A 23165-nucleotide genomic window follows, 5' to 3' on the forward strand; every position below is an offset into this window, starting at 1 on the left:
TGAATTTTGGGCAGCTTACTTTACACTCTATTTTGCGGGTTGAATTGTGTTGATATTGGTAACATAACTACCGCTGGCTAATTGCGTTGTCACGTTATCGCTTACTGCTAACTGGTCAGTTGAGGTTTTGACCTGGTTGTCTGTTGCAAAAATAATACTTTTACCACGGGCTAATGTGGCCAGTGGACTAACGGTATCTAATTTACTTACTACGCTGCGAGCTGTTGCTGTAAACGCCGCATAGTTTCAGATGCTTTAACAGCGCTTGAGACCTTAGAGTCATCGAATCTTGGGGGGCGTGTCTTGCCTCTAACCTTTTTAGTATGACGCGCTACAGATTAACAACACAACATAACGCATCTGATAAACGGAGACTGAAGGTGTTGCTCAGTACTCAGGGTTCGGTGAAAATGCCGGTGTAGGAACATTAGTTGCTACAAGCACTAAGGCTATAAATATGGCCTTAGTGCTTTTTCCAGCGTATTGAAAGACGAAGTTTAATCTCGCTTTACAAATTTGGGGGCAGACGTTAAGTTTTCCCGAGTTACGTTAAGCCGCAGCTGACCGTCATCGTTATTACCGGATTTTGTTACATTATCCCAGCCAACGGCTACATCCTTATCGCCGATCCCTAAAAAGCCACCGACACTGACGACAATTGCAGCCACTTGCCCATTACTATCAATGAGTAAATCTTGTACTTCACCGATGTCTTCATTATTTGCCGTTTTGACATTCATGCCTATAAGGTTGCTAGCATGCATTCCATTTGTTGGTAAAACGCTTAAATATTTGCGGTTAAGCGTATTAGACATTTCTCTATGCTTATTATCTTTTAAAGCTTTGCTCTTTTGATCATATTGGTTTTGCTTATCGCTAGTTTGCTGCGATAAAACGGAACCAGAGGTTAATGCGATTGTGGGTGTAATAATTGCACAAAAGAGAATTGAATTTAATTTTTTCATTGGAATCTCCTTTTTACTAAAATTGGCTATTAGGAATTTTTCGAAACAGCCGTCATCGCTATGTTCACATGTAGGTTCGCTTAAACTATTTAAAAAATAATTTATTTTGCTGCGATTTGCCATGCTGCCGTCTCTGTTCAAGACATACAGCTTTTAGGGCAAACCCAGCTTTAATTGCTGGGTTTGCTTTCTATTTTCTACTCTTGTCGACCGCTTTTACGATCAGTAGACTGATTTCTATCTTGATCTATATCGTGTTTTTGCTTATCCGGCTTTTGCTGATCTTTTAAATTGTCAGAACCGGTTTGACGTTGTTTTTCATCCATTGGTGTACGACCACGTTGCTCTTTTTGATTAGCCATGATTGGCCTCCTCATTGTGATTTAAATACGTTATCCAACTTCTTTATGAACAATTGTTCACAGCTTGAGCTTTGCATACTTAATGCCATGAAAATATAAATATGATATATCAGATGGTTACTATATTTTATTGTAGTGATAGCCACCTGAAGAGCTGTTTCGCCTTATTAGTTAGTGTAATTTTTGCTACCGACAGAAAAAATTTACACGGCGAGCAACTTTTTAACTTTTAATTTGGTATATAACGGTAGTGTTTTTGTCGCAGTTTTTAAATGTTCGCAGACGGTTGTAGTATCCGCGGTTGGCAAGCAGGCAAAAGCTTTTGCAGTAAAATTTTATTGAATTCTTTTATGTTAAATAAAGATTAACTTATTGTATTTCTTTTTGGTATAATGGCGGGGTTGATGACAGAATAAGGATATTACCATGCCAGAAATTTACCTCTCCGGAAAAGCGCAACGTGCCGAGCAAATTTTTGTAAACCGGCCTGACTTATTGGCGCAGTACCGTCGTTACAGCAATATAAGCGATGATATTTTATTACCAAATCAGCCGTATCTGATGACCTGTGCACCAGGTGATATTAACACTTTGCAGGCTTTTAAGCGTTTCTCGCACCCAGAGTTACAGCGCTTACAACAGATTAGTGCAGAATATGATGAGCAAACGCTTGCTCTTGCTTATGTGACCGAAGAGCAAATAAAACCTGTTATACAGCTGCTAGACCAGCATGGCACAACAGCTGCTGGTGCCCTAGTTGGTGCCACAAATAGTAAATATTCGGTATTTCAGCGCTCAATAATCCGTTATCAACAAGCCTTGCTCGACTTACACCAAGCCAGTCAGGCAAAAGCTCAAGCACAGGGTGCCAGAACAAAAGGTGCGCATAACTCCATCATTGCGGCTAAAGAAGCCCATGCCAGACTAATGCATGCAGAAATGGAACAACGCTTTCAGCAGCAGTTGCAACGCTATCGAGCTAACCTTGGTTCGAGTGCCAAGCGGTCAGCTTTGTTGTCAGCCGACCGGGGGGTGAATGTCGCGCGCAGTGGTCGTAATAACCAGCGTACCGGCCAAACTCTGCACTTTGCCAATAGTCAGCAAGTGGCAACGGTACAGCGTTTTGTTAGCAGCACTAACATGATAGGGCGCGGTATATTGGTGTTAGATTTTGGCTTGCGTACGGAAAAAGTTTATAACGCAAAAGACTCTTGGCGTGAAGGGGTTACGCAATACTCAGGATTTGGTGCGAGTGCTGGTATGGGAGCATTAGTAGCTTCAGGTACTAAATCAATTGGTATGGCATTAATGCTTTCACCGGCAGGCTGGGTTGTATTGATAGGTGCTGCTGTAGTAGTGGGTTTTATGGCTGTGTCATGGCTAGATAATAAAACGCAAGACGTATCAGGGAGATTTTATGACTCAGCGAGGATGCGCTTATAATGGAACCTCAAATATATTGGTATGAGTTACTCTTCATGGGATTATTAGTTTCAATGATGGTTGCTTATCCAACGGTTGCCTTATTTGTCACCCGACCAATTCAACGTAAATTGCGGCAAACTCAGCAAGATTATCTAAGTGATTGGGTAAAGTGGCCATTTCAAACGATATTTTATACGTTGGCAGTGTTAGTGTCTTTTACTCGCTGGCGACATGAAAATAATCGCCACTTAGTGGATGCGGATGAGCTGGTGCGGCAAGCGGCAACGCCAGTGCAATGGTGGCTATCTTTATGGTTGGCTGTGAGTACGTGCGGCATGGCAATATTAGGTTTATCTATGGCTGCTCTAGATTATATTAGCGTATGGTAGCTTGGCAGTGGTTAGTCAGTAAGAGTCTATAGTGCAGTATTTTGTTAGTGCTGCTGTAAAGCAAGCTGCCTTTTCGGCAGCTTACTTTTTACTGTACTTATTACTTTGTTTTTTACTTTATTTCGCGGGTTGAATTGTGCTGATATTAGCCACATAGCTACCGCTGGCTAATTGCGTTGTCACAGTATCGCCAACCGCTAGCTGCTCGGTTGAAGTCAGTACCTTGTTATCTGCAGCAAAACTAATGCTATAACCTCGGGCTAATGTCGCCAGCGGGCTAACGGTATCTAACTTGCCGACTACCGCAGCAAGTTGTTGCTGCTGTTGTGTGAGCTTGAGCTTTTGGCCATTAACTAAGCGTTGACTCAAGTTGGCCACTAATTGCTGTTGTTGGGCCAGCATTTTTGTCGGCGCTAATTGACGCATGCTTTTGGCTAAATACTGTTGCTGCTGGCTGGTATTGATTAAACGGCGTTTAATGCTATTAGTTAAGCGCAGCTGCATCTCGTCTAAACGTTGCTGTTGCTGCTGTAAGCGTCTTTTCGGTTCAGCCGCTAATAAGCGCTGGCTAAGGTTAGTTAAACGCGGTGCCAGCTGTTGCAGTTGGGCGCGCTGGGCTTGATATAGGGCATTACGCATTCTATTTATACGTTCGATGATGTGAGTTTGATCTGGCGATACTAATTCAGCAGCGGCCGATGGCGTGGCGGCGCGAATATCTGCGACAAAGTCAGTCAAGGCAAAATCAATTTCATGACCGACAGCACTAACCGTAGCAATAGGGCATTGGGCAAGAGCTCGAGACAAAGCTTCATCATTAAAGCACCATAAATCCTCTAGCGAGCCACCGCCACGACCTATAATTAATACATCCACTTCATTGCGCCGTATAGCGGTGCTAAGCATGGTTCTTAGTTGTAAAGCCGCTGTCTCGCCTTGCACTTGGCAAGGGTAAACAATCACTTCAATACTCGGTGCGCGGCGTTGTAAAACGGTAATAATATCTCGAATAGCAGCACCAGTAAGCGAGGTAATAACGCCTACTCGTTGTATATGAGTAGGCAAAGCTTTTTTTCGCTCAGGGGCAAATAAACCTTCGGCTTGTAATTGGGCTTTAAGTTGCTCGAATTGTTGTTTAAGTAAACCGGCGCCGGCAGCTTCAATAAATTCAGCAATCAGTTGATACTCACCGCGCGGCTCATAAACACTAATTCGTGCTCTAATTAACACTTGCTGGCCATTTTGCGGTCGAAAGCTAGTGCGCCGATTGGCGGTTTTAAACATAGCCACTTTAACTTGCGCGGCTTGGTCTTTTAACGAAAAGTACCAATGGCCAGACGCAGCAGCAACAAAGTTTGAGATCTCAGCTTGTAGCCAAATTTGCTGAAATTGCAATTCTAGGGTTAAACGGACTTCGCTGTTTAGGCGTGAAACGCTATAAATATCGGGTGTTTGCATTATTAAAATTCTATTGCGGCAGTATCACAAACCTAGACTGTAACATAAATTGAAATAGTGATTGTTATAAGCAATGAAAACGGCTAAAATTGTACCGCAACATTCCCTATCTTTTCATCCACAGCGAGATTGTTGCAATGCTCAGGATCAAACAAGAAGCTCTTACCTTTGATGACGTACTCTTGGTACCAGCACACTCTACCGTTTTACCCCATACCGCCGATTTGCGCACTAAATTAACCAATACTATTACGCTGAATATTCCTATGGTGTCTGCTTCTATGGACACGGTAACGGAAGCGCGTTTAGCTATTGCGTTAGCCCAAGAAGGTGGCCTAGGTTTTATTCACAAAAATATGACCATTGAAGAGCAAGCGACTAATGTTCGTCGGGTTAAAAAATACGAAAGCGGTGTCGTATCCGATCCGGTTACCGTTTCACCGGATATGAGTATCCGTGAAGTTCAAGCCTTAGCTCAACAACATGGTTTCTCGGGTTTTCCGGTAGTAGATGCTCAGCAAAATTTAATCGGCATTTTAACCAGCCGTGATATGAGTTTTGAAGCCAGTAACCAAGAAAAAGTGTCTAATTTAATGACTCCTCGTGAGCGTTTAGTGACGGTAAACGAAGCAGCGCCACGCGAAGAAGCTTTTAAATTGATGCATCAACACCGGATAGAAAAAGTATTAGTAGTGGATAACGATTTTAAACTTAAGGGTTTAATTACCGTACGCGATTACTACAAAGCCGCCAGCAAACCTAATGCCTGTAAAGATGAACTCGGTCGTTTGCGCGTAGGTGCAGCGGTTGGCGTAGGTCCAGGCACTGATGAACGTATTGCCGCTTTAGTCGACGCTGGCGTTGATATCTTATTAATTGATACTTCACATGGTCACTCTCAAGGTGTCATGGATCGGGTTAGCCAAACTCGCGCTAAATACCCAGATTTACAAATTATTGCTGGTAATGTGGCGACTGCAGAAGGCGCTAAAGCCTTAGCAGAAGCCGGTGCTAATGCGGTTAAAGTCGGGATTGGTCCAGGCTCAATTTGTACTACACGTATCGTTACCGGTTGTGGTGTACCACAAATTACTGCGATTGCTGATGCAGTATCAGGTGTTGCTGGTACCGATGTCTGCATAATCGCCGATGGCGGCATTCGCTACTCTGGTGATGTGGCGAAAGCCTTAGTTGCCGGTGCGCATGTGGTGATGGTTGGCTCTATGTTTGCTGGTACTGAAGAAGCACCAGGCGAAGTTGAGCTGTACCAAGGCCGTTATTATAAGTCTTACCGTGGCATGGGCTCATTAGGCGCTATGGCGCAGCGAAATGGCTCGTCAGACCGTTACTTCCAAGGAAGTGACAACGCTGAGAAGTTAGTACCAGAAGGTATTGAAGGCCGGGTTGCTTATAAAGGACCAATGGAAAATATTATTCACCAGCAAATGGGTGGTTTACGCTCTGCAATGGGCTTAACCGGCAGTGCGAATATCGATGAGTTACGCACTAAGCCTGAATTTGTTCGGGTTACCTCTGCTGGTATGGGTGAGTCGCATGTTCACGACGTGCAAATTACCAAAGAAGCGCCAAATTACCGCGTAGGTTAAATTTTTATCTTGCAAGTCACGGCCAGTTAACTCTGGCCGCAATATTTTAAAGGTCGCTATGAACACAAATATTCATCATCATCGTATTTTAATCCTAGATTTTGGTTCGCAATATACTCAATTAATAGCTCGTCGCGTACGGGAAATTGGCGTGTATTGTGAATTATGGGCTTGGGATGTCAGTGCTGAGCAAATTAAGCAATTTAATCCAACCGGTATTATTTTATCAGGTGGCCCTGAAAGCGTGCACGCTGCAGACTCGCCACGCGCGCCAGAATATGTGTTTACAGCAGGCGTGCCAGTATTTGGTATTTGCTACGGCATGCAAACCATGGCCGAGCAGCTTGGTGGTAAAGTATTAGGCTCTGATCTGCGTGAATTTGGTTATGCTCAGGTTGAAGTTATTGCTAAGAATGAACTGTTTGCCAATATTGAAGACCATATTAGTGCTAATGGTAATGCCCAGTTAGATGTCTGGATGAGTCATGGCGATAAAGTCATTGAAATCCCAGAAGGTTTCAGCACTTGTGCTACCACAACAACCTGCCCACATGCCGCTATCGTAGACCCAGTGCGTAATTTTTATGGTGTACAGTTTCACCCAGAAGTCACCCATACCCGCCAAGGCCAACGTATGTTGCAGCACTTTGTGGTGGATATTTGTGGCTGTGAGCAACTGTGGACTCCTGCCACCATCATTGAAGATGCGGTAGAGCGTCTAAAGCAGCAAATTGGTGATGACGAAGTTATTTTAGGTTTATCAGGCGGTGTTGATAGTTCGGTAACGGCGATGTTGTTACATCGTGCTATTGGTAAAAACTTACACTGTGTGTTTGTCGATAATGGTTTGTTGCGCTTAAACGAAGGCCAACAAGTGATGGATATGTTTGGTGATCACTTTGGCTTAAATATCGTTAAAGTTGATGCTGAGCAGCGCTTTTTAGATGCGCTTGCTGGCCAGACAGATCCAGAGCAAAAACGTAAAACCATCGGCCGAGTTTTTGTCGAAGTGTTTGACGAGCAATCGCAAAAGTTAGCCAATGCTCAGTGGTTAGCCCAAGGCACGATTTACCCAGACGTTATTGAGTCTGCCGGTTCAGCTACCGGTAAAGCCCATGTTATTAAGTCGCACCATAATGTGGGGGGCTTACCTGAGCATATGAAGCTTGGTTTAGTCGAGCCACTGCGTGAATTATTTAAAGATGAAGTGCGTAAAATCGGCTTAGAATTAGGCCTACCTTACGACATGCTTTATCGTCATCCGTTCCCAGGCCCAGGTTTAGGTGTACGGGTATTAGGTGAAATCAAAAAAGAATATTGTGATATTTTGCGTCGTGCCGATGCCATCTTTATTGAAGAGCTGCATAAAGCCGATTTATACAATAAAGTCAGCCAAGCCTTTGTAGTATTTTTACCGGTTAGATCAGTAGGTGTAATGGGTGATGCGCGTAAATATGATTGGGTTGTGTCATTGCGAGCAGTAGAAACCATTGATTTTATGACCGCGCATTGGGCGCATTTACCTTATGAATTTTTAGGTAAAGTATCCAACCGGATTATTAATGAAATAAATGGTATCTCCCGTGTAGTTTACGATATTAGCGGTAAACCTCCCGCCACTATTGAGTGGGAATAGCTAAGTCACAATCAGTAATAATCAGTAATAATCAGTAACAATTAGTTAAGAAAAGGCGCTTCGGCGCCTTTTTTATTGCCAAAAAATACTGTGTTGTATAAATGGTCTACATTAACCTAATATCAAAGGTGCTTTAACGAGAAAAAATGAGCTAATTTGCAAATAAAAGGTAAATAAACAGCTATTAATCTGTTTTTTATTAGCCTAGTATAAATGACCTAATGTGGGTTATTCACGTTAGGTTAAACCGTAACAGTGAATAGTGCTGTTCACTTAGCCATTATTAATTATTGAGAGACTAACTTTGTTATCAATTTTATTAGTCGATGATGATCATGAATTTACTAATGTTACCAGCCATATTATGGAGTTTCTTGGCCATACAGTAGATGTTGCCTATGATTTAAAGCAGGCACATGAATGGCTAGAACATCATACTTTTGATCATATTTTACTTGATTTTATGTTGCCAGACGGCAGTGGCCTGCATTTAATGGATCGGTTAAAGCAACTACCCGTTATGCCAAAAGTTACCTTTATCACGGGGCATCCGTCGGTTAAATCTGTGGTGGCAGAATTATGTGGCCCTAAAGTGGACTATTTAATTAAGCCCATACAGCGTGAAGATTTAGAGCGGGTATTAAGTGGCGTTAAAACAAAGGTTGCTGAACCTGCTGCAGATATGCCCACTTTACATTTTGGCTGTTTAGTTGGTGAGTCAGCACCGATGAAACAGTTATATAGCATGATTGAACGAGTGTCTAAAACGCCGGCTAACGTGATGCTAATGGGCGAAAGCGGTGTGGGTAAAGAGGTGGTTGCAGAAGCCATACATACCGCAAGTGCCGTTAAAGGGCCTTTAGTGGCTACTAACTGCGGTGGTTTATCTAAAGAATTAATTGGTAGCGAGTTATTTGGTCATGAAAAAGGCTCGTTTACAGGCGCGATAGCGCAAAAAGTGGGTGTATTTGAACAAGCGCAACATGGCACCTTATTTTTAGATGAAGTGACAGAGATGCCCATTGATATGCAGCCAACCTTGCTACGGGTATTAGAGACTAAAAATGTGATTCGGGTAGGGGGAACACGTGAAGTTTCAGTTAATTGTCGCGTAGTCTCCGCCACCAACCGCTCACTACAGCAAATTGCCGAGCAACATATATTACGTGAAGATATTTACTTTCGTTTGGCTGTATTTCCGATTGAAATCCCGCCATTACGGCAAAGAAGCACTGATATTGCTTTATTAGCGAACTATTTTTTGCAGCAATTTAATAGCGAAAATAATACACGTTATAAATTAACCGCAAACCAAATAAAACGCTTAGAAGATTATGATTGGCCAGGTAATGTTCGTGAATTACGCCATTCCATTCACCGTGCCGTGATTATGAGTGATAGTAACTCGACTACTTTAGTGTTGCCAGAGGCGTTTACGTCACCGTTTTCGTTTAAAAAAGATAATCAACGCGGTTTAACGGCCGGTAAAACTATTGAAGAAGTAGAAAAAGAACTGATTTATGTCACGTTAAAAAGAGTTGATGGCAATAAAACCTTAGCTGCAGAAATGCTGGGTATAAGTACTAAAACATTATATAACCGGCTCAATGCTTATGGTGGTTTAGGCGAGTTTAGTTAAGCACATACTGTAATTTTACAGGGTAATAACCTACTTATATTAATAACGTCATGTTGTACTTACTTTTAGCAGCGTGATGATACAGCAATAGGAGTTGATATGAATGAGACAAGTCTACAGCTACTTTCCCAACAAATTCATGATGCCCGTAAACCGTTAAATCGTATTTCTATGCAAGCTGAATTGATCAAGCTGGTATTAGAAAATGATTTAGACAAAGCAAAAGCGATCACTGCGGTTGAGCAAATTATTCGTTCTTGCCAAGATTGCAGTAAACAATTACAGCTTATGCTGACAGAAAAAGCAGTGGGTTAACTGACAAGGATCAGTTGTGACTAAATCAACCTTCTTAACTAAGCAGCGCGGAATTTGGTTGCTAATTATTGTTCTGATATCCAGTATTATTGGTTTTAATGTTTACCTGGCATTTAACACCGTCAAAAATTTAGCGGCAATTCAAATCAGCCTAGCTAATACCGGTAATATTATTTTACGTTTGGATGATTTACATATCTCTTTGGTTGCCGCGGAATCTGGTCAGCGCGGCTATTTATTAACCAATGACGAAGTGTATTTGGCGCCTTATAAAAGTGCTTTAGATAAAGTACAGGCACAAATTGAAGATATTAAAGTTTTAGAATCAGAAGTACCTAAACAACAACAACGCATAGAAAAAATTACCCAACTTGCCCAAGCAAAAGTAATAGAACTGCAACAGCATGTAGATTTAGTTAAAAATGATAAGTCAGCAGTGTCAATAATGGCTTTAAAAGCGGCTTCAGGTGCCAGTTTATATCAGCAACTAAGACAATTATTTAGCGAAATAAATATCGAAGAGAAAGTATATCGCGCCGCTTTATTGCAAAGCTTAGCCCGAAATAGAACCGAGGCATCAGTAACCTTTGTTATTTCCGGTATTACCAGTGGCATGTTAGTGATTATTTTACTGTTGATTTCATGGCGAAGTAACCGCAAAGAGCAACAGTATTTAGAATTACTTGAACAGCAAAATGAACAGTTAGCGAATAAAGTAGAGGAACGCACTCAAGAGCTAAATTTATATGCCGAAGAGTTAAGTCGGAGTAATCGCGAACTAGAAGACTTTGCTTTTGTGGCCTCACATGATTTACAAGAGCCGCTGCGTAAAATTCAAGCGTTTGGCGATAGGCTTGAATCATCTTACTCGAGTGCATTAGAAGAACGCGGTTTAGATTATTTAAAGCGCATGCGCAATGCCGCCAACCGAATGTCGACCCTAATTTCAGACCTGTTAGAGTTTTCACGGGTAGGTACTCGAGGCCGTGATTTTACTGCAACCGATTTAAATCAGGTATTTGCCCATGTGTTGGACGACTTAGAAATTGCAATTAATGAATGTCATGCAACCATAGATATTGCCCCGTTACCCACGATTCAAGCCGATAATAGCCAGTTTCAGCAACTGATGTTAAATTTATTATCTAATGCTATTAAGTTTAGACAAGTAGATCAAACACCACATATTGTGATAAAGATACAAGACTATACAGCTAGTGAAGCGCAATTAGCGCTTAGCGAGCACTGGTACGAATTAACCATTAGTGATAATGGCATTGGCTTTTCGCAAGATTATGCAGAGAAAATATTCACCCCTTTTCAACGATTACATGGTCGCTCTGAATATAAAGGCACCGGTATTGGTTTAGCAGTGTGTCGGCGCATTGTAGAGCGGCACCGAGGTAAAATTAGTGCGATTAGTGAGACAGGTAAAGGAGCAACCTTTAGCATCATAATTCCAGCAGACGCGACACCCTTTGGTGTAATAGGAGAATAACAATGCCACTGAGTCAACAAGCAAAACCGATCACTATTTTAATGGCCGACGATGATGAAGATGATCGCCTACTCACCCAAGATGCGTTAACCGAAAGCCGTGTTTTAAACTCGTTATATTGTGTTAAAGATGGCGTAGAATTATTAGAGTACCTAAGAAAACAAGGTAAATATGCCAACGGTGAGCCTTGTCCAAGACCCAGCCTAATTTTGCTTGATCTTAATATGCCGAGAATGGATGGCAGAGAAGCTTTAGAAAATATTAAGAGCGATCCTGAATTACGCAGTATTCCTATTGTTATTTTAACCACATCTAAGCAAGAGGAAGACATGTTGCGCGGATATAATTTAGGCGCAGCTTCTTATATTACCAAACCGGTAGATTTTGCTGGTTTAGTTGATTTAATGCGAACCTTAGGCCGATACTGGGTCGAGTTTGTTGAGTTACCTAGTTCAGATCATGACTGAGTTAAATTATCCGCCACAACAGGCACATATATTATTAGTTGAAGATGATGAAGATGACTATGTTTTAACTCGGGGTCATCTTGAGGACTTAAGCTCATTATCATGCCAACTAACCTGGGTGAAAAATCCAGAAGACGGCCTAGCGCATCTACTACAAGGTACTTATGATGTTTGTCTATTAGACTACCAGTTAGGCGCCGAAACCGGACTGTCGCTGTTACAGCGCGCTATCATAGCGGGTGTATCGACGCCGATAATAATGTTAACTGGTCAAGCCGATAAACAATTAGATTTAGAAGCTTTAGAATATGGTGCCGCTGACTTTTTAGTGAAAAGTGAACTAAACGAAACCCGTTTTGCCCGAGCTATTCGCTATGCCTTAAGTCGTCGCCAATATGAAGTAGAGCGGATGAACCGATTACGCTTAGAGGCAGATAATCGTTCTAAAGATCGCTTTTTAGCTCACCTTAGTCATGAAATACGCACACCTTTATCGTCAATTTTAGGCTATACCGAATTATTATTAGAGACTGAGTTTGCCCAAAAAGCCGCGCCAGAGTTAAATATTATCCTTAATAATGGCCAACATCTTTTAAGTTTATTAAATGATGTTTTAGATTTATCAAAAATTACCGCAAACAAGCTTGAATTGCGACCGGAATCGTTTTATTTGGCCGATTTAATAACAGATGTGTATACGTTATTAGAGCTAACAGCAATCGATAAAGGGTTAACTTTACACTTTAAAGCCTTAAATGCGTTACCAAGACAAGTCTGGTTAGATGGCACCCGCTTAAAACAAATTTTAATTAATATTATTCATAACGCCATAAAGTTTACCGACTTAGGCTCAATTACGGTGGAAATTTGGTTAGAAAAGCAAAAGCTATATTTTAGGATTGCTGATACCGGCATAGGTATTCCAGCCGCCAAAATTAAAGAAATATTCGCACCTTTTATGCAAATAGAAGATATGGTTAAGCGTAAAGCCGGTGGGGCAGGTTTAGGTTTAGCTATAGCTGCTGAGTTAATACAACGTATGGATGGCAGTATAGATGTGACATCGAATGAAGCTAAAGGTAGTACTTTTACTTTTTGTATTGCACCAGGTGATATTAGCAAAAGTAAGCGAGTGCAATTCGACTTTACAGTTCCGGCGGCTCATCGCAACTATAATGCTGGACGACCAAATTTAAGCGGCCGAGTATTAATTGTTGACGATTTAGCAGAGTTGCGCAAATTAGCCGGACACTGGGTGCAAGCAACCGGAGCCGAAGTTGAGTTTGCTGCCGACGGCGCGAATGCCATTGAAAAAGTGCAGCGTAATATACAGCAAGGCAAACATTATCAACTAATTTTAATGGACTTGCATATGCCGGTAGTCGATGGTCGAAATGCAGTGCAAGCGATACGGAAATTAGGTTATCAATGGCCTATTGCCGCATTAACAGCGGCAACCGGTAAAGAGTTAAAGCAAGAGTTATTAGCGTTAGGTTTTACCGATCTCATATTAAAACCGATTAATAAACCGCAGTTATATAAAGTGTTAGCCAATCATTTAGCGGTTTTAAACAACCGTTCCGCTTATGATGCCGCTAAACCTAGGCGTTTTTTGGTGGTAGAGGATGATGTTGAAGCTGCTCAATTAATGCAATTGTTTTTACAGCATGAGCAGGTAGAAGTGCAGTTAGCGCATAGTGCTGCCGAATGTTTAACTATACTGGCGCAAGATCAGAATTTTTCTATGTTGTTATTAGATTTAGGCTTGCCAGACAGTGCAGGCTTATCGTTAGCTAGCGAGCTAAAGCAGCGCTACCCGAATTTAGCGTTGGCCATTGTCAGCGGTATAGAGCCAGCTGCGGCTGAATTGGCAGCATTAGGTATTAACCACATGCTATTAAAGCCGGTAAGACGGCAAGATTTAGTCGCCTTAGTAATAGCCGCTTCAACACTGGAAAGTGAATAGACGTAATCAGTACTGCAAACAAAAGCTTGACCTTAAAACTCAGACCTTAAAATCCAGACCTTACAACACAAAACAAAACAAAAAGGCGGCTAATAAGCATTAGCCACCTTTAAAATTAGGTTACTTGCCGCTTATTCTTTATTGGTTCGATACATTTCAAACCAAGCTAACATGTATTCTACTTTGTTTATCATTCGACTCGGTTTATTAGAAATACCGTGCGGTGAACCAGGTATGCGCACTAACGCCGTATCGATACCGCGCAATTGCAGGGCTTGATAAAACTGTTCTGACTCAGAAATAGGCGTACGACGGTCTTCTTCACCGGTAATTAAGATAGTCGGTGTTTGTACATTGCCCACTAAGCTTAGCGGCGAACGTTGCCAATAATGTTCAACGTTTTCCCATGGTACACCTGGGAACTGGAAGTAAGTTTGATATAAATAGCTATCACCGGTTAGCACTTTACTTAGCCAGTTAATAATCGGTTTTACTACCGCTGCTGCTTTATAGCGATTGGTTAAGCCAATGGCATAAGCACTGGCAATACCGCCGGCTGAACCGCCACCGATAAATAAGTTGTCGGCATCAATAAAGCCCAATTCAATCATCGCATTTACGCCACTATCATGATCGGCATAATCTTCAGGAGAGCTATATTTATTTTGCAGTAATAAGGCAAAACGCTCGCCATACGAAGAGCTGCCACGGTGGTTATCATAAAACACCACATAGCCTTCTTTCGCATACCGTTGCATTTCTGCGGTCCATTGCGCGCCATACGCTAAATGTGGACCACCATGAATTTCTAATAATAGTGGATATTTTTTGCTGGGATCAAAATCAGGTGGTGTCATGTACCAGCCTTGAATTTCTTCACCGTCAAAAGCAGACTTATAAATAATCTCATGGGTTTGAGCTAATTTTTTATGGCCTAATAAATCTTCATTTAAAGCGGTCAGTACGGTAGTTTTACCTTTGTTAATCACCGCAACATCGGCAGGGCGCTGAGTGGTGCCGTGAGTATAAGTAACAATACCGTTAGCCGATACGCTATAAGCGCCACTTAAATAAGGTTGTGGTTGGCTGACACCGCCTAATCTACTGGTTAAGGTTTTTAACTTACCATTCAGTTTTAGGGTTGCCAGTTTACGCTGACCACGTTCATCGTATTGCACGACAAAGCTATTGTTATCTAACCAAGCAGGCTGAGTAATGGCACGGTCAAAATCGACTGCAACATCTTGAATTGAATTGTCTTTAAGATTTAACACTTTAAGTTTAGTGTTGCTGTAAGGGACTTTTTCGTTGCGTTGCCATAAAAAGGCTAACTTTTTACCATTAGGTGAAAATACAGCAGAGTTTTCAACGCCAGGCATAGTGGTTAAAGCGGTTAGTTGTTCGGTGGCTAAATTAAGTTGGTATAAGTTAGCGTCACGTGGCTGAAATTCCCATTCTGGATCTAAATTAGCCGAGAAAATTAATGACTGGCTATCCGGGCTAAAGCTTAAATCACTACCATAATGGAAGTCGCCTTGCGTTAATTGGCGTGCTGTGCCACCTGTTGCAGATAATAGGAAAATTTGTCGAAACTCAGGCTTTAAAAATCCACTACCGTCTGACTGATAGCGAGCTCTATCTAATACAATGGGTTCTGCAGACCATTTGGCGCCTTTAGGTTTGGCCACCTTTTTGACTTGTTGTTGCACCTTGGCAGCAGTAGAAGGCACGCTCATGGTAAAAGCTAATTGTTTACCATCGGTTGACCAAGTTAGGTTACCTGGGCTTTTGGGTAGTTGCGATAACAGTGCAGTTTTATTTTCAGCTAACCAATGTAAATGGATTTGCCGTGAGCCGGTGCGATCAGAAATAAAAGCTAGCCGATTACCATCAGCTGACCAACGCGGCTGGCTGTAGTTATATTGATCGACAAACAAGGGTACTTGCTGGCCCGTCTTAACATTAATTAGCCATAAGCTGTTGCGGGTGCTATCGGTCATAATGTCATTGCTGTTACGCACATAGACAATATGCTGGCCATTTGGCGAAATCTGAGGATCTGATGCATATTCTAAAGCAAAGATATCTTCAGCTTCAAAATATTGGCTACTCGCGGGGCTTGTCTTAGCATCGGCTAAGCTAGGAAAACTTACACACAGCAGACTGGTGGCAATGGCCAGTGCTGATAAAGTTGCAAATCGCATTATATCTACCTGTTGTTTGAATGATTATTAGCATAAGCATTCAAACTACCCGTTATCGTTTAGTTACACAAACCCTACAGCGATAAGGGGGGGATTTTAAGCGGCTGATTACCCAGCCGCGCTTAGGTGAGTTGTTGCCAATGCTAGGCGTAAATAGCGACTTAGCCAGAAATGCTATCGAAGATATGTAAGAAAGTGGGTGCTTGCTGAATAGTTAATGGCATGCGTAATCTTCGGGCAATATCTTGGGCAGAAATAATACCGCGAATTTGATGGGTTTCTCGGTCAATAACTAAACAGTATTGCTCACCACTAGATTGCAAAGTATTAACAACATCGGCAATAGTGCAGTTTTTTAATTGTTGATAGGCTAAGCCTTTAATCCGTTCACGTGGCCGCATTAAATCAGCTACGGTAATATCTTGTCTATTCTCACCGCTGGCAACATGGCGCATGATCGCTTGGTCACTTAATAGATCAAGATGAATAAGCCCAGTAAGTTGATCCTTATTATCCATAACCAGTTTTATTTTTGTTTGGTCTTGCTGCATTAACGCTAAGGCATCAGCTGCAGTAGCGCTGGCTAAAATGGTATTAGGTTGGCTATGTTTAAAGTCCACTAACACATTTAATGCCGGCGAGGTTAGTGCTGTGCCATCAAAGTCAGCGGGTTGTACTAAATGGTCTATGGCTTCTAATGCAAATAAAGGTAATGTTTTCATTGTTATATTCCTCAAAACCGGCAAGAGATTGTAATTGCGGGCATGATAAGTTGTTTAGTAAAATGCAGTAAACACTGCAAAAATAACCTAACTAAAATTGAGGATTAAAGGGTGGTGCGCGGGCATAAGCAGATAAATAAAGCTGACTATCATAAACATAATTAAGATTGTTATCAGTGTCAGTAGCCGAATGCGTTAACGGGTTAACATCAACACTAAGCAATCCTGGTTCATGGTCATGATTATCTTCGCTAATGGCATCGGCCATTGGCGAGCTAAGAGAAGGACTAACGGCATAAAATGGGTTATCTGCTAACGGCGATAAACGCGAATCATAAGCATGCCCAGGTTGTACGCTGCACAACAGGCTGACATATAATAATATTGCTAAACTGACAATATTGCGCATAAAACCTTAGTGTAGATCTTGATTACCAATAATATTAATATGCGAGTGGTTAACATATTATGCAATGGTTAATCTAAAAAACTGCGACCAATGCCCTAAATAATACGCTATAACTAATACCCTATAACTAATACCCTATAACTATAAAACGCTATTCTTAGGCTATCAAAGTAGGGTATTAGCGCGGCATAGTTTGCGATTAGGTAGCTAGCAGACAGCAGTATAATTTATCAAGGCGCGACGCAATATCGATTACGGCCTTGTTGTTTGGCTAAATATAATTGCTCATCCGCTAACTGGGTTAAATTGGTGGTGTAGTTGGTGGTAGCAGCAACCCCGATACTAATACTGACTTTGCCGGTTGTACTAGTGGGATGCTCAATAGCCAAATCACTAATCGCTACCAGCATTTGGGCAGCTAAATGGGCTGCCCCTGTGCTATCAGTATTAGGCAGTACACAAACAAATTCTTCACCGCCATAGCGCGCTACAAGGTCTGCAGGCCGTTGGCTGCTGTTTTTTAAGCATTGCGCGACTAGCTTTAAGGCATCATCACCTACTAAGTGGCCAAAATGGTCGTTGTATTGTTTAAAATGGTCAATATCAATAATCATAATCGCTATTGGCTGCTGTAAGCGTTTACAAACGGCAACTTGGCTGTGTAAATACTTCTCAAAATAGCGGCGGTTATAAACACCCGTTAAACCATCGACATAGGCCATAGAGCGCAATAAATCTGCTTGTCGCTTTAAGGTTAAGTGAGCTTTAACCCGGTTTTGTAAAGTGCTGGGGTTAACTGGCTTTTGAATAAAGTCGACAGCACCCGCATCCCAGCAGGCATTTTCTTCACTTTGCTGTTGCAGTCCGGTGACAAAAATAACCGGAATATTAGCAATTTCGCTATCGGCCTTCATTAGCTTACAAGTGGTTAAACCATCTTGCTCTGGCATAACTACGTCCATTAACACTAAGTCTGGCATGCTTTTTTTACAGACATTAATGGCTTCTGGCCCCGAAGTTGCCATTAAAATTTGATATTGCTCACCTAAAATCTGATAAATAACTTGGATATTAATGGGTTGATCATCAACCACTAAAATAGTGGCATTGGGTAATGACTGCATATGAGACAGATTCAAATCGTTAATCATTAACTTGCCTATCTAAAATTTGTTTTAGCTGAACTAATAATTGTCCAGCGCTAACAAATGAGAGTGTCGTCATTGCTTGGGCTAATTGGGTCACTAATTGCGGATCAAGCGGTTGCAAAGACGGCTTTAATTGCTCAAATAAGTTTACTGCAGCCATATTGGCTGAATCTAACTGTGACTGCAATAACTGTATATTGTCATGCAGGGCATTTGTATTAAAACCAACACTCTGATCTGTTAACGAGGGCGCTAACAAGCGTAACAGTTCAGCGCTATGCTGTTGAGCCGCATCTATCTGGTTTAAAATGGTGCCAACCTGTTGTTGGCTAATACCATGATCAGTGGTATTTAGTTGCAATTCAAAATCAGCAGCGCTGTTGGCTAATTGCTTAAAACCTAACATAGCAGCGGTGCTTTTTAAACTATGAAAAATTAATAACTGTTCGCTTGGTGATAACTGGGTGTTTGTAAGCTGCAGTCGGTATTGGCCAACATCCTGCTTAAATTGGCGTAACACCTTAATATAAAACGCGGTAGAATTACCCAGTTGCTGCATGGCTTGATTAAGGGCGATATGCTTTTCAGCTGCAAATTGTTGAACAACTATGGGTAAATCGCTTTGTTCGGCCGTGGCATTTACAACCGCGGTGTTACTAGCAGGGCTAATTTCTTTGCTGTGCTGTAATATTTTTCGAATTAACTCATTTAAATCAAACGGTTTGGCAACATGGTCCTGCATGCCTGCATCTAAACAAGCTTTTACATCAGATGCCATAGCGTTGGCAGTCATAGCAATAATAGGTAAGTTAGTTAATTTAAGCTGTTGGCGAATATGTTGCGTTGTTTGATAGCCATCCATTCCGGGCATTTGAATATCCATTAATACCGCACTAAATGTCTCTGCCTGCTCAGTTAAAATGGCCAAGGCCTGCTTGCCACTGCTGGCGACTTCAATGCTAGCCCCTTGTTGGCTGAGTAATTCCGAGGCAACCAATTGGTTAGTCGCATTATCTTCAACTAATAATAACTTTATTCCCACTAATGGCTGACTTTGTTCAGTTTGAATTTGTTGCAGTAATAGTTCTTTTTCTGGGGTAGTTGAAAAAATATCGGTTAAAGTTTTTGCTAATAACATCCGGGTCATCGGTTTCATAATAAAACCATCGATTAACTGCTTATAATCAGTTGAGCGATAGCTAAAGACGTCTTTGCTATAAGCACTGACCATAATAATTAATGGTTTATCTGCATCGTTAATGCTGTTTTGAATAGCTTCAGCCACTTGTAAGCCATTTTGATCAGGCATATGCCAATCCAGTAATACTATATCGTATTTTTGTTGCTGCTTTACAGCGGCTGTAATGGCTTGCAGCGCAGCTGTACCCGTAGCCACTGCATCACATTGCCAAGCAAATGACTGCACAATATCGGTCATAATTACGCGCGCTTGTTGGTTATCGTCAACAATTAATAGCCTCAATTGTTCGGGTAAATTAACTTCGGTCGCCTCTGATTGCTGTTTAGCAACATTTAGCATCATGGTGACGGTAAACTTACTGCCGACATTGGGTGTGCTGGTAACACTAATATGACCCTGCATCAGTTCAATTAAGCGTTTACTAATGGCTAAACCAAGACCTGTGCCACCAAAGCGCCGACTAATTGAAGATTCAGCTTGCTGAAAGCCACTAAATATTTGGCTAATTTGTTCAGGCGTCATGCCAATACCCGTATCTTGGATCTTAAAAATAAGCTGGATAGTATTATCACTGCTTAATTGGGCTCTGACAGCAAGAATAACCTCACCTTGTTCGGTAAACTTAATGGCATTACCGGCTAGATTTATTAATATTTGTTTAATGCGTAGCGCATCGCCAATAAGTATATCGGGAATATCTGAGTCTAAATCATAAAGAATCTCTAAATTTTTATCCGCTGCACTGGCGGCTAAAATTACCGCTAAATCGTGCATTAAGCTTGATAAACTAAAGGGCTGTAATTCTAATTCAAGTTTGCCTGCTTCTACTTTAGAAAAGTCGAGAATATCATTTAGAATTTCCAGTAATGATTGCGAGGCGACTTGAGTTTTCTCTATATAGTCGCGTTGGCGTTTATCCAAATGAGTTTGCTGAACCAGTTGTAATAAACCTAAAATTGCATTCATTGGCGTGCGAATTTCATGGCTCATATTAGCTAAAAAGGCTGATTTTGCATTATTCGCGTTATCGGCATTATCACGCGCAGTGGCTAGTTCACGTTCACGTTGTTGTTGGGCAGAAATATCCCGGGCAACTAAGTAGATATATTCATGCTTAGCATAGGTCAATAAAGTTGCAGTAACCGATACCGGTTTAATGTCCCCGGTTTCCGTTTTATAATTACTGTTAAAACGCATATCGGCTTGCTGATGCAACTGTTCACGCAGCTGTTGCCATTGCTCGATACTGCTATCTTGCTCTACGGTTAACATATTGCGTTGCAATAAGTTTTGCTGGCCAAAGTTACGATGTGCCGCAGGGTTAGCTTTGATGATATTACCGTCGACATCAAGCCAAAACATAGGGTCTGCAGCTTTTTGGATCGAAACTCGGGATAATTCTAATTCGAACTCAAGTTGTTCACGTTCGGTTAAATCCTCGGCAATACCCAAGAAACCCACAAATTGTTTTTGGTCATTAGTTAACGCATTAACCCGCAACTTCACTGGGCAATGCGAACCATCTTTACGGACATAAGTCCATTTTGTTTCATCTTGTAGACCCAATTTTGCTTTAGCCACAAACACTGAAAAGTCTGGTGCTATTGGCGTAGCAAGTTCAGCACTAAGCAAATCGGCATGTTGTTGCACTTCATCCGCGATATGAAACATCGCAGGGCTGTGTTTATGCACCACCTCTGCTGCACTATAACCTAACATCTGTTCGGCAGCTGGATTAATTAAGGTGATTAAGCCATCAATATCGGTAGCGATAACGGCATAGCTAGTGCCATTTAAAATACTGCGTTGTAAGGTACTAACTTGGGCTATTTCAGCGGTACGTTGCTGAACTTGTCGTTCAAGCTTGGCGTTAGTTACCTCTAAGGCTTCCGCCTTTACTGCGATAAGTTGAGCATGTTTTTCAGCAAGTTGAGTGCGGCGGATTAGCAGTATCTGGACGAAAAAAATTAGAATGGTTAACAAACCACTTATCACTAAATATTGTCTAAGTAATTGTTCAGTATTAAGTAATTGCAAGCCATTAATAAAGGCTGGCTGTGCTGACATGGTTAATTGCCACACGCGACCATGCAAGTTAAGTGATGCAGTGACAGGCTTAGCCGCAGTTTCAGTGGCAGTATTGCCGAAGTTAAACAGCTTTATGGCGGTGATATCAGTAATATCATTAATGCTTAGGCTAATATCATCCGAGACACTGGATACAGTTTTTAAAACGTCACCAATAAATATAGGTGCATAACTCCAGCCGTAAAGTTGTTGTAAGCGTTGTTGTTCTGAGTTAGGAGTCTGAGCTTGCTGATAAATAGGCATTAATAATAATAGGCCTTGCTTATCTTTTTGCTGATCTTGGACTAGTGTAATAGGTGCTGTTAATTGAATATTATCCTGTTTTGCCGCATTTAAAGCCGCCTTACGGCGCATTTTCTCTGAGCCAATATTAAGCCCTATTGCACTGTAATTATCTGCTTCTGGTTCAATATACTGAATAATAAAAAATGTGTCTTCAGCTGCATCAAGGTTCTTGATGGTGAAATCTTGCTTACGTTCAAGTTTGGCGCTTTGGATAAAAGCAGTAAGATTTTCAGGGGCTACATAACGTATAACACCAAAACCACGAGCACCGGGAAATTCAGTTTCAATATCCCGACTGGCAGAATAATCTACAATAGTTTGATAGGTTAGGTTATTAACGCCTGTGGCTAATATTGTGCTGCGTAAACCGCGTAATCCGTACTGATATAAAGTGATTTTCTCTGTGATATCAGTGCTTATTTCTTGTAAGCGCTGGCTCATTTTTTGTTCTGTGCGCGCTTTATTTTGTTGCTGTGTTTGCTGTATTAAATAATGGCTTATAACCACACATAACAACATTATTAGCAGGGGAAGTACTAATAATTTACCTAAGTTTATGAATCGGTAAGGTGCATTACTATTTTCATTACTATTTCTATTTTCATTATTATAATCATTACTACTATCTTTACTTAAAGCCATTTAAATCACCACCACGTTTGTTGTAGTGCTTGGCTACTAGGTGCGTGCGCAATAAAGTTGCCGCAGCAGAGTAATTAAGTATCGCCAGTTGCTGAAAAAAGTTCGCAACTTCTTTGGCGGGTAATAATAGTTTAAGTTGAGCGGTTCCTGTGCTGGCTAAAGCCGTTGCTGCCATATTTTGCTGTTCTAATAAGTGTAGTAAGTGATGTAAATCAATATCAGCAACGCTATCTTTAGCCGCAGCCTGTTGTTGAATAAATAGTTGTAATTCAGTGCAGCTATCTTGATACAAGTTGAAAGTGAGATTTTGTTCAGCTTGGCTAGGTAAGGTATGGATCTGTAATTGCTGCTCTAGCTCTGCACACTGTTGAGCAAATTGCTCAGCGCCAATGGTGGCGAAGGAGCCGCGTACTTTATGCAATAAATGCTGGGCGGTTACAGCGTCATTGCTGCTAAATGCCTGCTGTAGGGCGGTAATAGTAGGCGAGCAATTATCCACCATGGTTTGTAATAAGTGCAGTAATGGGGCTTGATTCTTATTTGATAGTAATAATAATTTTTTCAAAGTGGCGGTATTTAATAAATTCACAGAACAACAACTTACTCAACAAAGACAGCATTGTAGGATTTAAGCATGTATGTGAAATATTGCAAGATAAACTATGGCCATAAACTCTGCAACGTTGCTTATTAATAATGTCACAAGCCATGAGTCATGGCACAATAAATTCATAAAACT

General features: G+C 41.4%; 18 protein-coding genes. 9 read left to right on the plus strand and 9 right to left on the minus strand.

All coding sequences use genetic code 11. The features are described 5' to 3' along the window. Nucleotides 1-497: 497 nt before the first annotated feature. Complete coding sequence (locus BI198_RS04220) at nt 498-965, minus strand: PRC-barrel domain-containing protein (protein WP_070048424.1); 468 nt, start codon at nt 963-965, stop codon at nt 498-500. A 197-nt stretch (nt 966-1162) separates the two neighbouring features. Further along, nucleotides 1163-1327 carry a hypothetical protein gene (locus tag BI198_RS15975; protein WP_158007083.1) on the minus strand — a complete coding sequence of 55 codons (165 nt, stop codon included), beginning with the start codon at nt 1325-1327 and terminating at the stop codon, nt 1163-1165. A gap of 426 nt (nt 1328-1753) precedes the next feature. On the opposite strand from BI198_RS15975, the gene BI198_RS04225 reads away from it, so the two are divergent. Then, nucleotides 1754-2770, plus strand: coding sequence for a hypothetical protein (locus tag BI198_RS04225; RefSeq protein ID WP_070048425.1), 1017 nt, complete (start codon nt 1754-1756; stop codon nt 2768-2770). Next, nucleotides 2770-3141 carry a hypothetical protein gene (locus tag BI198_RS04230; protein WP_070048426.1) on the plus strand — a complete coding sequence of 124 codons (372 nt, stop codon included), beginning with the start codon at nt 2770-2772 and terminating at the stop codon, nt 3139-3141. The genes BI198_RS04225 and BI198_RS04230 overlap by 1 nt, the downstream gene beginning before the upstream one ends. A gap of 117 nt (nt 3142-3258) precedes the next feature. Here BI198_RS04230 and xseA read toward each other — a convergent pair whose 3' ends face one another. Then, nucleotides 3259-4599: an exodeoxyribonuclease VII large subunit gene (gene xseA, locus BI198_RS04235; RefSeq protein WP_070048427.1), complete on the minus strand. Its 1341-nt coding sequence runs from the start codon at nt 4597-4599 to the stop codon at nt 3259-3261. Between the two features lie 137 nt (nt 4600-4736). On the opposite strand from xseA, the gene guaB reads away from it, so the two are divergent. The 7 genes from guaB to BI198_RS04270 all read left to right on the plus strand — a co-directional run bounded on the left by guaB (nt 4737) and on the right by BI198_RS04270 (nt 13727). Next, on the plus strand, nt 4737-6206 hold the full coding sequence (gene guaB / locus BI198_RS04240) for an IMP dehydrogenase (protein ID WP_070048428.1): 1470 nt from the start codon (nt 4737-4739) through the stop codon (nt 6204-6206). Between the two features lie 58 nt (nt 6207-6264). Further along, on the plus strand, nt 6265-7842 hold the full coding sequence (gene guaA, locus BI198_RS04245) for a glutamine-hydrolyzing GMP synthase (protein ID WP_070048429.1): 1578 nt from the start codon (nt 6265-6267) through the stop codon (nt 7840-7842). 304 nt (nt 7843-8146) lie between these two features. Continuing rightward, complete coding sequence (locus BI198_RS04250) at nt 8147-9481, plus strand: sigma-54-dependent transcriptional regulator (RefSeq protein WP_070048430.1); 1335 nt, start codon at nt 8147-8149, stop codon at nt 9479-9481. A 99-nt stretch (nt 9482-9580) separates the two neighbouring features. Further along, a complete protein-coding gene (locus tag BI198_RS04255; protein ID WP_070048431.1) occupies nt 9581-9796 on the plus strand; it encodes a histidine kinase in 216 nt (71 codons plus the stop codon). A gap of 16 nt (nt 9797-9812) precedes the next feature. After that, nucleotides 9813-11294, plus strand: a complete 1482-nt coding sequence (locus tag BI198_RS04260; protein ID WP_070048432.1) for a sensor histidine kinase — start codon at nt 9813-9815, stop codon at nt 11292-11294. Nucleotides 11295-11296: 2 nt separating this feature from the next. Then, nucleotides 11297-11761 (plus strand): response regulator, encoded by a 465-nt coding sequence (locus tag BI198_RS04265; RefSeq protein ID WP_070048433.1) that lies wholly within the window; start codon nt 11297-11299, stop codon nt 11759-11761. Next, a complete protein-coding gene (locus tag BI198_RS04270; RefSeq protein ID WP_070048434.1) occupies nt 11754-13727 on the plus strand; it encodes a response regulator in 1974 nt (657 codons plus the stop codon). The genes BI198_RS04265 and BI198_RS04270 overlap by 8 nt, the downstream gene beginning before the upstream one ends. A gap of 131 nt (nt 13728-13858) precedes the next feature. Here the strand turns inward: BI198_RS04270 and BI198_RS04275 are convergent, their stop codons facing one another. The 6 genes from BI198_RS04275 to BI198_RS04300 all read right to left on the minus strand — a co-directional run bounded on the left by BI198_RS04275 (nt 13859) and on the right by BI198_RS04300 (nt 23015). Next, on the minus strand, nt 13859-15931 hold the full coding sequence (locus BI198_RS04275; protein WP_070048435.1) for a S9 family peptidase: 2073 nt from the start codon (nt 15929-15931) through the stop codon (nt 13859-13861). A gap of 161 nt (nt 15932-16092) precedes the next feature. Then, nucleotides 16093-16653 (minus strand): CBS domain-containing protein, encoded by a 561-nt coding sequence (locus tag BI198_RS04280; RefSeq protein ID WP_070048436.1) that lies wholly within the window; start codon nt 16651-16653, stop codon nt 16093-16095. Between the two features lie 91 nt (nt 16654-16744). Continuing rightward, entirely contained in the window at nt 16745-17062 is a 318-nt protein-coding gene (locus tag BI198_RS04285; RefSeq protein WP_070048437.1) for a hypothetical protein, read from the minus strand. Nucleotides 17063-17292: 230 nt separating this feature from the next. Then, on the minus strand, nt 17293-18213 hold the full coding sequence (locus BI198_RS04290; RefSeq protein WP_070048438.1) for a diguanylate cyclase: 921 nt from the start codon (nt 18211-18213) through the stop codon (nt 17293-17295). Continuing rightward, entirely contained in the window at nt 18206-22426 is a 4221-nt protein-coding gene (locus tag BI198_RS04295; protein ID WP_070048439.1) for a CHASE domain-containing protein, read from the minus strand. Before BI198_RS04295 ends, BI198_RS04290 begins: the two co-directional genes overlap by 8 nt. Continuing rightward, on the minus strand, nt 22413-23015 hold the full coding sequence (locus tag BI198_RS04300) for an Hpt domain-containing protein (RefSeq protein ID WP_070048440.1): 603 nt from the start codon (nt 23013-23015) through the stop codon (nt 22413-22415). The genes BI198_RS04295 and BI198_RS04300 overlap by 14 nt, the downstream gene beginning before the upstream one ends. Nucleotides 23016-23165 lie beyond the last annotated feature (150 nt).

This window comes from Rheinheimera salexigens (assembly GCF_001752395.1).
GTDB lineage: Bacteria > Pseudomonadota > Gammaproteobacteria > Enterobacterales > Alteromonadaceae > Alishewanella > Alishewanella salexigens.

Coding starts and splice junctions, on each gene's coding strand:
- BI198_RS04220 (WP_070048424.1), bottom strand. CDS start 965: ATGAAAAAATTAAATTCAATTCTCTTTTGTGCAATTATTACACCCACA.
- BI198_RS15975 (WP_158007083.1), bottom strand. CDS start 1,327: ATGGCTAATCAAAAAGAGCAACGTGGTCGTACACCAATGGATGAAAAA.
- BI198_RS04225 (WP_070048425.1), top strand. CDS start 1,754: ATGCCAGAAATTTACCTCTCCGGAAAAGCGCAACGTGCCGAGCAAATT.
- BI198_RS04230 (WP_070048426.1), top strand. CDS start 2,770: ATGGAACCTCAAATATATTGGTATGAGTTACTCTTCATGGGATTATTA.
- xseA (WP_070048427.1), bottom strand. CDS start 4,599: ATGCAAACACCCGATATTTATAGCGTTTCACGCCTAAACAGCGAAGTC.
- guaB (WP_070048428.1), top strand. CDS start 4,737: ATGCTCAGGATCAAACAAGAAGCTCTTACCTTTGATGACGTACTCTTG.
- guaA (WP_070048429.1), top strand. CDS start 6,265: ATGAACACAAATATTCATCATCATCGTATTTTAATCCTAGATTTTGGT.
- BI198_RS04255 (WP_070048431.1), top strand. CDS start 9,581: ATGAATGAGACAAGTCTACAGCTACTTTCCCAACAAATTCATGATGCC.
- BI198_RS04265 (WP_070048433.1), top strand. CDS start 11,297: ATGCCACTGAGTCAACAAGCAAAACCGATCACTATTTTAATGGCCGAC.
- BI198_RS04270 (WP_070048434.1), top strand. CDS start 11,754: ATGACTGAGTTAAATTATCCGCCACAACAGGCACATATATTATTAGTT.
- BI198_RS04275 (WP_070048435.1), bottom strand. CDS start 15,931: ATGCGATTTGCAACTTTATCAGCACTGGCCATTGCCACCAGTCTGCTG.
- BI198_RS04280 (WP_070048436.1), bottom strand. CDS start 16,653: ATGAAAACATTACCTTTATTTGCATTAGAAGCCATAGACCATTTAGTA.
- BI198_RS04285 (WP_070048437.1), bottom strand. CDS start 17,062: ATGCGCAATATTGTCAGTTTAGCAATATTATTATATGTCAGCCTGTTG.
- BI198_RS04290 (WP_070048438.1), bottom strand. CDS start 18,213: ATGATTAACGATTTGAATCTGTCTCATATGCAGTCATTACCCAATGCC.
- BI198_RS04295 (WP_070048439.1), bottom strand. CDS start 22,426: ATGGCTTTAAGTAAAGATAGTAGTAATGATTATAATAATGAAAATAGA.